This is a genomic window from Sporosarcina thermotolerans, from assembly GCF_042658975.1.
Classification (GTDB): Bacteria; Bacillota; Bacilli; order Bacillales_A; family Planococcaceae; genus Sporosarcina; species Sporosarcina thermotolerans.
Genome location: NZ_JBHSRM010000029.1, coordinates 135,988 through 149,130 on the forward strand (window position 1 = coordinate 135,988; position 13,143 = coordinate 149,130).

A 13,143-nucleotide genomic window follows, 5' to 3' on the forward strand; every position below is an offset into this window, starting at 1 on the left:
AACGGAATGGCTGAAATCAGATTAGTGAACATCGTAAAAAAGTTCGATGAGGATACAGTGGTGAACAATCTGAATCTCACAATCGAGGACGGTTCATTCACCGTAATTGTCGGTCCGTCAGGCTGCGGTAAATCGACAACCCTCCGGATGATTGCTGGATTGGAAACACCTACGAGCGGTGAAATTTGGATTGGCGATGATTGTGTAACAAATCTGGAGCCTGGCAAGCGGAATATTGCGATGGTTTTCCAGAACTATGCGCTCTATCCGACAATGACAGTCCGGAAAAATATCGAATTCGGCCTTGTTAATAAAAAAGTGCCGAAAGCAGAACGGGAGTCTTTAATTCAGGAAATTAGCGACATTGTCGGTTTGACGGACCACTTGGATAAGAAGCCGCATCAATTATCGGGAGGGCAAAGGCAGCGGGTCGCATTGGCAAGAGCGATGGTGAAAAAGCCAAAAGTGTTCATCTTGGATGAGCCTCTTTCGAATTTGGATGCCAAGCTGAGAGGGCAGATGAGACGCGAACTAATTCAGCTCCATAAGCGTCTCGGCACGACATTCGTCTACGTAACCCATGATCAGGTCGAGGCGATGTCGATGGGAGATCAGATCATCCTTCTCGATAAAGGCGTCACACAACAAATGGATTCTCCTATGAATATGTACCATGACCCGAATAATGTGTTCACCGCTGAGTTCATCGGCACGCCGCCAATGAATATTCTCGATCGCGTACATTTGAATACTGTATTGCCGACGTTATTCGAAAATGTAAAATACGTCGGATTCAAGCCGGAGCATGCTGAAATCATCGGGGAAACGGAGGAGCGAAGGACGGATCATGTCGTGCTGCAAAGTGAGATTCTAACGACGGAAACATTAGGGGCGGAAACAATCTATACCGTGTCAAACGTTGCTGGCATGATGAATGTCAAAAGCTTCGACAACCGGATCATGGAATCAAATGTTGTGCAAATCGCCATTCCGTACGAAAAGCTCTATTTCTTCGACGAACAGAAAGAGCGGATCCGTTTCAGCGAAAAAGACAGTGCTGTTTCTCAACAACCGAAGCCAGTCATTGTTGGAGGCGTCTAATATGACATTGGCAAATAGTAACGAAATGATAAATCGCAAACGCGAACCATCAGCGCTTTCTGCCTTGAACTGGGTGGCGGTTAGGCCTTACATGATGGTTTTTCCGGCCATCATCGTGTTTACGCTTTTTTTCCTCTATCCGATCGGCTATATGATTTATTTAAGTTTCTTTGATTGGAACTTCGTCAGTCCGGACAAGGACTACGTTGGCTTTTCGAACTTCACGGCCTTACTGCAAGACGCGAAATTCCAGCAAGTATTGCGCAACACATTCGTTTATTCATTCGCGACGGTGTCATTGACGATCAGCATCTCTTTATTATTAGCCCTTTGGCTGAATAAAAAAGGAGCGATGTACGGATTTGTACAAGGGGCGATATTCAGTCCGCATATCATTTCTCTTGTATCGATTTCCATGCTTTGGATATGGATCATGGATACCGATTATGGACTACTGAATTGGTTTTTGAATCTGTTCGGCATCTCTAATATCCCTTGGCTGACAAACCCGAAAACCTCTTTGCTGTCACTTATCATTGTGGCAGTATGGAAGGGCATCGGCTATTACACGCTTATTTTCATAGCTGGTCTGCAAAGCATTCCGAAAGACATTTACGAAGCTGCGGCGCTTGATGATACGAGCAAGGTACGCACCTTTTTCAAATTGACGTTGCCGATGCTGTCGCCCACGTTGTTCTTCTTGACAATTATCGGCCTGATCGGCTCGTTCCAAGTGTTCGAAACGATATCAATCATGACAAAGGGTGGCCCAATCAATTCTACGAATACAATCGTTTATTACATTTATGAGAACGGCTTTCGGTTCTTCAAAATCGGCTATGCCTCGACAGCGGGTGTCATATTGCTGTTCATCGTCGGTGTATTCACAATCCTTTATTTCAAGCTTCTCTCACGTAAAGTCCATTACCAATCATGAAAGGTAGGAAGACATGAAGAAAAATCCGATTTGGAAGTTTGTCAATGGAATCGGCATGCTACTACTCATTTGCATTTTTGCAATGCCGTTCGTCTGGATGATCTCCACCTCTTTTAAAACATTAGGTGAAACGATGACGTTCCCACCGAAATGGATTCCGAACCAATTATTGTGGGAGAACTTTTCTAAAGCTTGGAATTCAGGGCCGTTCCTGAAGTATTTGATGAATAGCACGATCGTCTCTGTCGGAATTCTCATTTTGCAATTTGCGACGATCATTCCTGCGGCATATGCATTTGCGCGCTATCGATTTAAAGGGAGCAATTTCTTCTTCGGGGTGACGATGGTCACATTGATGATTCCGTCACAACTCATATTTCTTCCGGTCTTTTTGCAGATGAGTTCATGGGGGCTGTTGGATACGCTTTGGGCATTAATATTGCCGTTTGCATCAAGTGCATTCGGGATTTTCCTCTTACGCCAATCGTTCAAGCAAGTTCCGGAAGAGTTATTGGAAGCCGCCCGGTTGGATCAGGCGAGTGAATGGAAAATCATTATGAAAATCATGGTGCCGATGGCGAAGCCTGTCCTTATTACGTTTGGGATGTTCAGCTTCATCGCGCATTGGAATGATTATTTCTGGCCGCTTGTTATGACGACGACCGATGCTTCCCGGACGCTGCCGCTTGGAATTACAAAGCTTCGTGAAGTGGATGGCGGCGTCGCCTGGAATATTTTAATGGCAGGGAACCTAATATTGGTCATTCCAATCCTGTTCATTTTCTTCTTCGCTCAGCGGCAGATTATTCGCGCGTTCGTCTACACAGGTGTGAAATAAGTAGCTTAGACAGAGTGAATTCCATGAAAGTGGGTGAGCAGATGGAACAGTTGACGATTTCGTTTGTCATTCCTTCCTATAATGAGGCGGGGAATATTGCTAACGTTATGAAGGCTATTGCAGATGAAATGATGCATCAGCAGATGAAATATGAAGTGCTGTTCGTCGATGACGGCAGTACAGACGGGACAATGATTGAAATTAGGGATATTCAATATACGTACCCAGAAGCTGAATATGTTTCATTCACACGGAACTTCGGGAAAGAAGCTGCAATTATAGCTGGACTGCAACATGCAAAAGGTCAGGCGGTCATTTTGATGGATGCTGATTTGCAACATCCTCCATCTTTAATTTCCGAGTTATTAAAAGGATTTGAAGAGGGATATGACCAAGTGATTGCAAAACGCAACCGGAAAGGGGATTCCCATCTGCGTTCGCTGTTATCAAGCACCTATTACCGCTTTGTCAATAAAGCGATTGACGTCCAATTGAATGATGGGGAAGGGGATTTCCGATTGCTGAGCAGGCGGGCGGTGGACTCGCTTTTATTGCTTAGCGAAGGCAATCGTTTCTCAAAAGGTCTGTATGCTTGGATTGGATTGGAACAGAAGACGATTACTTATGAAAATGTCACTCGTCAGCTCGGGGAGACGAAATGGTCATTCTCGAAGCTGTTGAATTATGCAATCGACGGAATTGTTTCGTTTAACACGAAACCGTTGCGACTTTGCTTGTACATTGGGTTAGCGACATTGACATCCGCACTAATTTACATTTTTGTTACGCTTGTCGGCATTTTTCTGCACGGAGTTGCAGTGCCCGGGTATTTTACGACGATTTCCGCGGTCCTTTTCTTAGGCGGAGTGCAATTGCTGTCCCTAGGAATTATCGGAGAATACATCGGAAGAATCTACAATGAAACAAAAAAGCGCCCGCATTATTTAGTTCAGCAAACGAGCATTGAATCGAAACGGGAAGGACGGGCGACAATCCATGGTTCGTGAGTTCAATGCGTTTTTTATCGTCGGAGTTGTCAATACGAGCGTTTACTACGCCCTCTATTTGGGCGGATTGCATGTATTGCATATGCAATATGTGATCGCCCATTTTACCGCGGTTGCCATAAGCATGGCTGTCTCATTTTTATTGAACAGCTATATCACATTCGGCGTTAAGCCGACGTGGAAAAAGTTCTTCCTGTTTCCAATCACGCAATTTGTGAATATCGTCGTGACGTTCCTCGTCATCTTCGTTTTGGTCGAGTGGCTGCGCATGAATAGCAGCATCGCACCACTCGCCGCCTTGGTCGTGACCGTACCGATAACGTTCGTTGTAACCGGGAGGGTGCTAAAAGCCGCATGAATAGACAAAGGTCATATCAATGGGTCTCTATATGGGCCGCAAGCATTTTTATCGCGGTCCTTAGCCATCTTTTCTTTTTGACGGAATTTCTGAAAGGGCGTTATATGACGGGGTTGAACGATGGCCTATCCCAAATGATTCCGTTCAAGTATTTTCTTTATAATTTGTATACGAACGGGGAATTTTTCTACTCGGAAAGCTTTGGGCTTGGTGGCGGCGTGTTCTCGCAGCTTGGTTACTATTTTTCGACGTCGATCGTCTTTATCGTGACCGTGCTCGTCACTTTCTTACTTGAGAAAGTCGGAGCCATCTCGACACCAGACTTGTTTTACTGGGCAAATACGCTCATTGTCATTAGCATTTTGAGGATGACGTGCATTATTGCACTTACTACATACTTTTTCAGGACGATCCGATTCCACTCTATTCCAGCTTTTATAGGCGCCGTCCTTTATGGCACAAGTGTCATTTATTTTAGGCATGTGACATATTGGGAGTTTTTTGCCGACGCGATGCTGTTCTTTCCGTTGTTGCTGATCGGCGTGGAAAGGATTATGCAAAACGGGAAATGTGGCATGTTCATCTCCGCGGTCGCACTCAATATGATTGACAATTTCTATTTTGCGTATGTGAATTTCTTGCTCGCCTTTTTGTACATCCTTTTCCGTTGGCTGTTCCCGCTTTTCATCGAAGAGACGGAGAAGGGGAAGCAAGTGAAGTTGTTTCTCGTCGGCGGAATTGCTGGAGCGGGAATAAGTGCTCCGTTTTTCATTCCGTCCGTCTACGGATATTTGAACAATTTCAGGCCGGAATATAAGGATGCCATTCCTCTATTCGGAGCGGTTGATAACTTGCTGCTCCATGGAAGGATTGTCATACTCCCTGCCTTCGTGTTGCTTTGCCTATTGATGATTCCTCTTTATAAAAATCGTGCATTCCGTTTTTTTGCTTTTAGTACAATTGTGCTGTGCATCCTGCATTATAGCCCGTTCATCGGCAGCATGTTCAACGGCTTTTCGGCGCCGCAATACCGATGGGAGCATTATCTCTCACTTGCTGTGGGAGGTACAGCGGCTGCAGCACTTCAACAGTTACGCACGTTGCATCTGAAAAATATCGTCATTTCCGCAATCATTGCAACCGGGCTATATATTGTGTTTTACACGTTCGATCCGAAGCTTAAAATGCCAATGTATGAGTCTTATTTGCTTATTTGTGCAGGAATCACGATTGCATTGTTCTTTGTTTTTATTTGGAATAAAAAGCGGTGGACAACCTGGCTTATGATTGCATTTCTGTTATTCACAACAGTACTCACGGCGAATATGTTCCAGGAAGAAAAGTTGACGTATCGGGACAATGGCAAAAATAAAGGGCCCGTCTACGGCATCACGAGGGAATATATGGAGAGTGAGCATTATTACGGGGTGGATCAGCGGGCACTTATCCGGAACATACAAGCCGCTGAAACGAATCCGCTCGCGAGGATCGACTGGATGATTGAAACGAGGAACAATACGCCGATTGTCCAAAATTTCAATGGAATGAGTGTCTACTCGAGCATTTTAAACAAGCATCTGCTGTTCTTTTATTTACAGGATCTTCATATCGACATGAGGCGGGAGAGTGTCAGTAGATATGCCTCTCTCGGCGATCGGGCGAATCTGTATAGCATCTTAAATGGCAGCTATGCAATTCGGAAGGAAGGCGGCGATCCGGTTCCGTTCGGATTTACGGAAATCGCAAGGGAAGGCGAGTACCGAGCATACAAAAATGACTACCTCCTTCCGTTCGCCCGGACGACTTCGATTTTGTATTCCGAAAAGGATCTCGAAGATGCGCCCGCACTTGTAAAAGAGCACGCAATGTTACAAGGAATCATCTTACCAGTCATTAATGGTGAGGAAATTCCTAAGGTTGTAAATGTCGTTAACGAAGTCGCGTTTGAACCTGTAAATGCAACGTATGAGGATGGGGTGTTGCATGTGACGGAAGGCGAGGGGGGGCTCGATGTCGTCATGGGGGGAAACGATTTGAAGGAAGACAGCTTCCTGTCGTTCTTCATTCAACGGAAATCGAACGATAAGGCTTTCAATTTGAAAGTGAACGGGTTTACGACTGAACGGAAGGAAAATGACTCCATCTATCGGACGAATGTCAATGACTTGACGATCAGAGTGCCGTCCGGGGAACGGATATCTATCCGGGTGCCGAAAGGTAAGTATGACCTGAACGACTTTTCAATGTACACGGAAGACTATTCGTTGCTGAAAGCAGTGAAAGCGCGAAGTGACCAGGAAGCGCCTATCGAAGTGAGCTGGAACGGTAGCAAGGCGAAAATCATGTTGGACAATCAAAAAGGGGATTCTCATATCCTCCTCCCGATTCCATTTGAGAAGGGATGGACGGCAAAACGGAATGGCGAGAAAACACCGATTCTACAGGCGAATTATGCCTTTACGGGCATTGAACTCGGGAACGGGAAGAATGAAATCGAATTGACGTACTACCCGCCTTATTTCTGGCCATCCGTTGGAATTAGTATACTGTCGATTTTGTTTTCGGTTTATTGGAATAGGAGAAAAAAAAAGGCTGCAAAGGCAACCTTTTAATAATTTTGGGTGCGATTTGTAGAATTTCTTCATTCTGTGCAGAAATTCTACATCGTGCTCGCAACCCCTATGAAATTCGAGCTCTTCTCCCTATCTTGCAAACATAATCCATCAGCTTGCTATGGACTCGTGGGAACAGCGTAAAAAAGATGTCCATTGTTCGTCGCATAGGCATCGGACAAATTATTGGAGTATTATGATGAACGCCTTTTACTGCAATCTTAGCCAGCTTTTCAGGGGCCATCAACTTTTGTTTTTGTAGTTGCTGAACCATTTTTTGCTTATCAATGTTAATTGCAATAGCATTTGAAAAAATGGGTGTATCTACAAATGCGGGACAAAGTGCACTTACTTTCACACCAAATTCTTTTGCCTCATAATGTAGAGAAGTTGTAAGTCCGATGATAGCGTGTTTCGTTGCTGAATATGCCGCAGTCAGAGGAGACGGGCCCAGTCCTGCTGCCGATGCCGTATTGACAATATGGCCAAAGCCTTGCTCTTTCATGATGCTATAACCAATCTGCGTTCCATGAATGATTCCCCATAGATTGACGTCTATAATATGTTTCCAGTCATCTATTGAAACATCAAATAACTCGCCGTACATCGTAATCCCGGCATTGTTAAATAGATAATCCAGTCTGCCGAATTCTTGGAAAGTGTTTCTTACTAACTCTTCTACACTTGCTTGATCGATTACATTTGCATATTCATATCGCGAACAGTTCGCTTGTCGATTAAGTTCGTCCTCCACAAGCTTTCCTTCGCTCCTATTTACATCCGCTATGATGACAAACACCTGTTGTGTAATGAGTTCTCTGCAAAGTGCTTTACCAATACCTGAAGCTCCGCCTGTTACAATCGCTACTTTTCTAATCGTATCCATTGGTAAATCCCTCAGGAACCTTTCAAAATTGTTGGGGAAATTGCGTTACTGATCACATGGGCATATTCATCCGAAACGATTTTTGCTCCGGCACTGTTCAGATGTAGTCCATCCAATGTTAGTTTCAGACCACGCCGATTTGATAATTGATCAATTCTGTCTTCATTTTTATAAAAGAACACATCAAACATGACTCGAAAAGGATTGGTGGATATATAATCCGAACTGTCCTCGTTAGCTAATGCTTTTTCAAAAACGGCATGAAAATCCAAATAATGTACGTGTACCTTTTCACTTAATGATTTGACCAGCGTGCATAATTCTCTAACTTCCTTGTTGGAAGGGTTATCAAAATGTTCACCTACTAAAGCAGGTGAAACCAACACTACCATTTTGGAAGAAGAAATGACGATTTCTACTAACTGTTGGTAAACCTCTCTAAATTCCTCAAAATCCTTGACTACTGGTTGTGCCTTAACACTCAAAAGCTTTGAATACACGTCATTTGTACCAATCCAAACAAATGCCAAATCAAAATCACTATCTAATCCAGTTTTTGTTAAACGACTATATAGACTTTTTACCGTTTCCCCAGGTTTTCCGAGATTCACAAACAAATCCTTTGGAAATCTCACTTTTAACATATTTGCAAATGAAACACCTGGACGCCCCTCGGTTAAACTGTCACCGATTAATGCGATCTTCATGTCATTTTCCCCTTTCCTTTATTGAACTTAAAAAAATGGTGATTGCTTGTTCAAATAAAGGCTCAAGTGACTGTAATGGCTGTGTATTCGTCAATTGACATAGTCCCCCAAGCCAAGTCCCTAATAGTGCAGTCCATTCATCAACGTTTCCGTTTTCAAACTCCCCGCGTTCAATTCCTTCTAGAAAGATTGAGCGATAAGTGCTCATTGGCACCACTGCAAGCTCGTATAACTTTTGGACTGATTCCGGTGATGATGTAGGATTGGCGCCCAATTCCTGTCCTGCCTTTAGCAATGGTGTTTGATAATTGTACAAAACATGGTTGGCCATCCCGTACCACTTTTCAGTGGCTGATGAATAGTTTGATTCGTTTTCCATCCATTTGGTATACCATTGATGCATGGAATTCTGAGCCAATAGGACAAATAGCTTCTCCTTGTTTTCAAAGTGATAGTAAATGTGGCCTTTGCTGCATCCAGAAGCTTTAGCAATATCTCCAACCGAGGTTTGATTGTAGCCTTTCAGTGAAAACAATTCAAATGCTTTTTCCCTAATAATTCGTTTTGCCTCTTCGCTGTCATAACGCCTACTCAATCCATAAAGATCTCCTTCCGTTAAATTGAACGACTGTTCTAATTCTACTTTATGATTTATTTATCCAAATGTATATATGTATAATTGACTTTTCGATAAATTGACACAAATAAAAAAGAGCAACAATTTAAGTTGCTCTTCTCATAGTTATACTACAAAAAGGAAATGTATTATTTATTGTACAAATGATGGCAGCAATGAAATCGTGCAATTCCGGTCCTCATCGATGCCTTTCGCGTTCGGACGGTGAGTGAAATGATTCATGTTTTCATAAATTAATGCAGCATTCTGTATTAGTGTCTCATCATCCAAATGAATGGATTCCACGACGATTTGCTCATCCTGTATTTCAATAACGCGGAAAGATTGCTCATCTAAACAAGCTGCAGTTTGAACGAAAGTCCAGTTACCTTCTTTCACAATCGAATCGCAATGCATATGGCCATTGAAAAACATGCCGATGCCTTTCTTCTGCTCTAATAATCTACGCATATCTATGCTCGGATGGATGGACCCATTGTTCAGTTCGGATCCTTTTGTCGTGTTGTACACAGGATGATGTGCAAACACGAGCAACGGCTTTTCCCCTGAATTTTGAATGACGTTCTCAAACCATTCCAATTGATCGTCATCCATCCAGCCGCCCCAGCAGTCATAATCCAATTCTCGAGCTGTATCCAAAAATGCGAACACTGCCTGCTCCGTCTCGAATGAATGGTACTGTTTCTGTCCCGTCAAAGCAAGGAGTTCCTGTTTCGTCAAAGAGTAATTATCATGATTCCCTAATACATGGATGAATTCACGGGAATCGCCAATCAGTGAATAGATGTTGTTCAATTCGTGCGCCATGCCGTAATTGGTCAAATCTCCGAGAGAAACGTGCAAACGTGCGTCAATCTCCAAAAACTGATCAATGAATTCTTTGTAAAACGATGCCCGTGCCTCTAACAAACCTGGTACTCTTTCATCGACTGCCGGATAATGCAAATCACTGAACAATGCAATTTTCAATGGAATGCTCCTCTCAAATTGGATTCTACTTCATCATACCGGCAGAATGTAAAGCACATATGGCTATCTTGTTAAAAGAGTGTAAAATCAAACACCTACAACTCCCTCAGCTCCGCATTCAATCTCTCCGCTTGTTTCCTGAAATACATGTAAAAGGCGAACCAAATTATCGAATAGAATACAATGAAGATACTGAGCATGCTGATGAAACCTTTCAACGTGAATGGAATCCATCCTATTACGAAGGCAACGATGAAGTATAACGCAGTGACGCTGAGGAAATGCAAAGTTGTTTGCACCGGCAATGTCAGTTTTTCATTCTCAAACAGCATTGGCGTCACCGTGAAAAACCAACCACAGAATACCGTGCCAAACAGGTTTTTCGCGAGGATTGCCGCATCCAACGTGTCTTTCCCGCCAATATATACAACCGCTAAGATTGTAACTACTCCTAAGAATGAGCCGAAAAAGATGCCTAATAAGCTTCTTGTCATAAACGTCTTCATCCGTTTTTCCTCCTGTTCATTTTCAATGCTTCCTTAATGCCGCTTACATATGTCCGCGACACATATTCCTTCGCCCCCGATTTAAAGTGAACGACGAGCGTACCGTTGAATGACGCTTCGAATCGGCTCAGTTCATGCAAGTTGGCGATAACTGATTTTGATAGCCTGATGAATTTTGTAGAAGGTAGTATTTCCTCAAGCTCATACAGCTTCTCCTTCAAAGAAAAGGAGCCTTCCGCCGTCACCGCCATGACGCCGTCCTTCTCCGTATGGAAATAATGAATTTCATCAGGCTTCAAAATATGTTGCATCTCGCCATCTCTTCCAACGAGAAACTCCGTCTTCTTCCCTTTTAAAAAATCAAGGATCTCTTTTATCGAATCATCCACTTCATTGCAATGGATTGTAACTTTTGTCTCTTCATAATCACTATCGATGTCCAATGAAACTTTCATTTCATCTATCCCCCCAAATCGGTACTTTCAATATCGTACCATTTGTTAGAGATTATTTTCTCGCTTTATTCGAAAAACGAAGGACGACCAGCGAAATGATGACACAGCCTATAATAAAACCGATGGAAAGCAGGGAACTGTTATTCCATACAAATTGTCCGTTCCATACTGCTATGAATAATTGATTCATATGATAGATGGGGTTAAAGTCGGCAATTATTTGCACGAACTTCGGCATCATGTTGATCGGCATTGTGAATCCGCCAGTGAACATGACTACTTGAAAGATGACAATCGAAAAGACCAATGCGCCATTCATGCTTGTGAATAGAGAGTAGATTGCTGATGAAATGACGAGCAATGCTGCATTCAAAACAATAAAGACCCCGAATGATAATACGAAATTCAACGGTTGGAATGAAAGATCGTAGGCAATCATTCCGATGAAAAACACTAGGAAATAGCCGATGCTCGTAATGATGATTGATCTTAAAATATTGGAGAGCAGCAAAGTCCTTTTTGGAACAGGCGATAAGTTGATCCGTTTCTCTACTCCTGTCGTCCGGTTCATCACTTGGTCGAACCCGAATGCGAAAAAGATGACACCGAATGTGATGAGTAAAATGAAGGAAGGGGTGTACGTTTCGGCATAATTAAGATTACCCGCATACATAACATCTCCGAAAAGTTGCCCCATGAACAAATATGTGACCGGCGGAACGATGATTGTGAACACCATATAGAAAATTTCCCGTGTAAACATGAGCATATCGTACTTCAATTGAGTCGCTAACATTTAAATTCCCCCTTATATAGACACTTTTGATAAGTAAAATTCGTTGATTGATTTATATCCTGTGGAAAGAATCCCTTCCGTCGAATCAAACACTTCGTTGACGCCATCGTTCAAGAGCATCACTTTGTCGCAGTACATTTCGACTTCATCCATATTATGTGTCGTCAAGATGACCGTGCCGCCTGTACGTTTGTTGTAGTCAGCAATATACGTCCAAAGCGTATTGCGCATATGCGGATCAAGACCTGTCGTTGGTTCATCCAAGATAAGCAATTTCGGTTCGGATAAGAAGGCGATTGCCAAACTGACAATTTGCTTCCATCCGCCTGAAAGCTTATCGAAGTACTTTTTCCGGTGTGGCCCCAATTTGAAATCCGAGACGATCTGTTCGATATCGACGTTTGAGTTGTAATACGCTTTGAATAGTTTCAGCAACTCGATCACTTTCAGTGTTTTGTAAAACTGTGTCGGCTGCAGAACCGCTGAAATGTCTTTTCGGATATGTTCCAGCTGGCTTGTAGATAAGGATTGCAATTCCATTTCCAATACTGCGACATTCCCATTGTCATATGGTTTCAACGTCATTAGTATTTCTAAAAATGTTGATTTACCTGCACCGTTTTTACCGATGACTCCGATGACTTCTCCTGCATTCGCTGTAAAATCAATTCCCCGTAACACTTTGTTGTCCCCATACGTCTTTTGCAGATTGCTTACGCGTACAATTTCCATTCGTAATCCCTCCGTCGTTGTTCTTTGTACTCTTACTATATCCAGCCATTCCAAATCAGTCTGCCGCTTTTCGATGACCGGTCGTTTTTCCACGGTCAGTTGCAAAAAAACACCTGTCACTTGCAGCGAGCGTAGCGTCTTTGGAGTTATGCGCGAGTTTGGGAGGATTATGATCGACTTCGGGTGAGTTATGCGCGATTTTGAAAGACTTATGCTTATTTTGGAATCTTTGGCTCATCACAGGCAACCGTTTCAGGGTCCATTCTTTTGCGTAAGGGCCCATTCTTTCCAGTTCAAGGTCCATTCTTTTGCGCAAGGGACCGTTCTTCCCGGTTCAAGGTCCATTCTTTTGCGCAAGGGCCCATTCTTTCCAGTTCAAGGTCCATTCTTTTGCGCAAGGGACCGTTCTTCGATTAAGTCCATATAATTGTGTAAATAGGAAAAGGCCTTTTCCATCCCTTGTGATAAAATGTTTTCAACCACGATAAACATTTGGAGGAATGGAAAATGGCCCAACTTAATTTTAACCTAAATATGGATATTTTAAAAGACTCTGTAATGAATTCAAACATTGATGCTGTGGTCAAATCCACAATCGTTTT

At 43.0% G+C, this 13,143-nt stretch carries 14 protein-coding genes; 6 read left to right on the forward strand and 8 right to left on the reverse strand.

The features are described 5' to 3' along the window. The first annotated feature begins 6 nt into the window (after positions 1-6). From ACFPZG_RS18615 to ACFPZG_RS18640, 6 genes are read left to right on the forward strand one after another with little or no spacing between them, the layout of a single operon-like run. Positions 7-1,101 carry an ABC transporter ATP-binding protein gene (locus ACFPZG_RS18615; protein ID WP_317940559.1) on the forward strand — a complete coding sequence of 365 codons (1,095 nt, stop codon included), beginning with the start codon at positions 7-9 and terminating at the stop codon, positions 1,099-1,101. Position 1,102: 1 nt separating this feature from the next. After that, positions 1,103-2,038, forward strand: a complete 936-nt coding sequence (locus ACFPZG_RS18620) for a carbohydrate ABC transporter permease (protein ID WP_317940560.1) — start codon at positions 1,103-1,105, stop codon at positions 2,036-2,038. A 13-nt stretch (positions 2,039-2,051) separates the two neighbouring features. Beyond that, positions 2,052-2,876: a carbohydrate ABC transporter permease gene (locus tag ACFPZG_RS18625; protein ID WP_283733713.1), complete on the forward strand. Its 825-nt coding sequence runs from the start codon at positions 2,052-2,054 to the stop codon at positions 2,874-2,876. Positions 2,877-2,917: 41 nt separating this feature from the next. Continuing rightward, entirely contained in the window at positions 2,918-3,883 is a 966-nt protein-coding gene (locus ACFPZG_RS18630; protein WP_283734566.1) for a glycosyltransferase family 2 protein, read from the forward strand. After that, positions 3,873-4,241, forward strand: a complete 369-nt coding sequence (locus ACFPZG_RS18635) for a GtrA family protein (protein ID WP_283733714.1) — start codon at positions 3,873-3,875, stop codon at positions 4,239-4,241. Before ACFPZG_RS18630 ends, ACFPZG_RS18635 begins: the two co-directional genes overlap by 11 nt. After that, positions 4,238-6,853, forward strand: a complete 2,616-nt coding sequence (locus ACFPZG_RS18640; protein ID WP_317940561.1) for a YfhO family protein — start codon at positions 4,238-4,240, stop codon at positions 6,851-6,853. Before ACFPZG_RS18635 ends, ACFPZG_RS18640 begins: the two co-directional genes overlap by 4 nt. A 67-nt stretch (positions 6,854-6,920) precedes the next feature. Here the strand turns inward: ACFPZG_RS18640 and ACFPZG_RS18645 are convergent, their stop codons facing one another. The 8 genes from ACFPZG_RS18645 to ACFPZG_RS18680 form a co-directional block, all read right to left on the reverse strand. Continuing rightward, complete coding sequence (locus tag ACFPZG_RS18645; RefSeq protein WP_283733718.1) at positions 6,921-7,739, reverse strand: SDR family NAD(P)-dependent oxidoreductase; 819 nt, start codon at positions 7,737-7,739, stop codon at positions 6,921-6,923. Between the two features lie 11 nt (positions 7,740-7,750). Beyond that, positions 7,751-8,446, reverse strand: coding sequence for an SGNH/GDSL hydrolase family protein (locus tag ACFPZG_RS18650; RefSeq protein WP_283733719.1), 696 nt, complete (start codon positions 8,444-8,446; stop codon positions 7,751-7,753). A gap of 1 nt (position 8,447) precedes the next feature. After that, the gene (locus ACFPZG_RS18655) at positions 8,448-9,041 is read right to left on the reverse strand and encodes a TetR/AcrR family transcriptional regulator (protein ID WP_283733720.1); all 594 of its coding nucleotides are present in this window, start codon (positions 9,039-9,041) and stop codon (positions 8,448-8,450) included. A gap of 174 nt (positions 9,042-9,215) precedes the next feature. Then, a complete protein-coding gene (locus ACFPZG_RS18660) occupies positions 9,216-10,052 on the reverse strand; it encodes a metallophosphoesterase family protein (protein ID WP_283733721.1) in 837 nt (278 codons plus the stop codon). A 95-nt stretch (positions 10,053-10,147) separates the two neighbouring features. Then, a complete protein-coding gene (locus tag ACFPZG_RS18665) occupies positions 10,148-10,558 on the reverse strand; it encodes a DUF3021 domain-containing protein (protein WP_283733722.1) in 411 nt (136 codons plus the stop codon). Continuing rightward, entirely contained in the window at positions 10,555-11,013 is a 459-nt protein-coding gene (locus ACFPZG_RS18670; protein WP_283733723.1) for a LytTR family DNA-binding domain-containing protein, read from the reverse strand. The genes ACFPZG_RS18665 and ACFPZG_RS18670 overlap by 4 nt, the downstream gene beginning before the upstream one ends. Positions 11,014-11,065: 52 nt before the next feature. Then, positions 11,066-11,809, reverse strand: a complete 744-nt coding sequence (locus tag ACFPZG_RS18675; RefSeq protein ID WP_283733724.1) for an ABC transporter permease — start codon at positions 11,807-11,809, stop codon at positions 11,066-11,068. Between the two features lie 12 nt (positions 11,810-11,821). Next, complete coding sequence (locus ACFPZG_RS18680) at positions 11,822-12,661, reverse strand: ABC transporter ATP-binding protein (RefSeq protein WP_381428357.1); 840 nt, start codon at positions 12,659-12,661, stop codon at positions 11,822-11,824. Between the last annotated feature and the right edge of the window lie 482 nt (positions 12,662-13,143).

Bases quoted from the DNA above. Each gene is read 5' to 3' on its own strand.
- ACFPZG_RS18615 (WP_317940559.1), top strand. From the start codon at position 7: ATGGCTGAAATCAGATTAGTGAACATCGTAAAAAAGTTCGATGAGGAT.
- ACFPZG_RS18620 (WP_317940560.1), top strand. From the start codon at position 1,103: ATGACATTGGCAAATAGTAACGAAATGATAAATCGCAAACGCGAACCA.
- ACFPZG_RS18625 (WP_283733713.1), top strand. From the start codon at position 2,052: ATGAAGAAAAATCCGATTTGGAAGTTTGTCAATGGAATCGGCATGCTA.
- ACFPZG_RS18630 (WP_283734566.1), top strand. From the start codon at position 2,918: ATGGAACAGTTGACGATTTCGTTTGTCATTCCTTCCTATAATGAGGCG.
- ACFPZG_RS18635 (WP_283733714.1), top strand. From the start codon at position 3,873: ATGGTTCGTGAGTTCAATGCGTTTTTTATCGTCGGAGTTGTCAATACG.
- ACFPZG_RS18640 (WP_317940561.1), top strand. From the start codon at position 4,238: ATGAATAGACAAAGGTCATATCAATGGGTCTCTATATGGGCCGCAAGC.
- ACFPZG_RS18645 (WP_283733718.1), bottom strand. From the start codon at position 7,739: ATGGATACGATTAGAAAAGTAGCGATTGTAACAGGCGGAGCTTCAGGT.
- ACFPZG_RS18650 (WP_283733719.1), bottom strand. From the start codon at position 8,446: ATGAAGATCGCATTAATCGGTGACAGTTTAACCGAGGGGCGTCCAGGT.
- ACFPZG_RS18665 (WP_283733722.1), bottom strand. From the start codon at position 10,558: ATGAAGACGTTTATGACAAGAAGCTTATTAGGCATCTTTTTCGGCTCA.
- ACFPZG_RS18670 (WP_283733723.1), bottom strand. From the start codon at position 11,013: ATGAAAGTTTCATTGGACATCGATAGTGATTATGAAGAGACAAAAGTT.
- ACFPZG_RS18675 (WP_283733724.1), bottom strand. From the start codon at position 11,809: ATGTTAGCGACTCAATTGAAGTACGATATGCTCATGTTTACACGGGAA.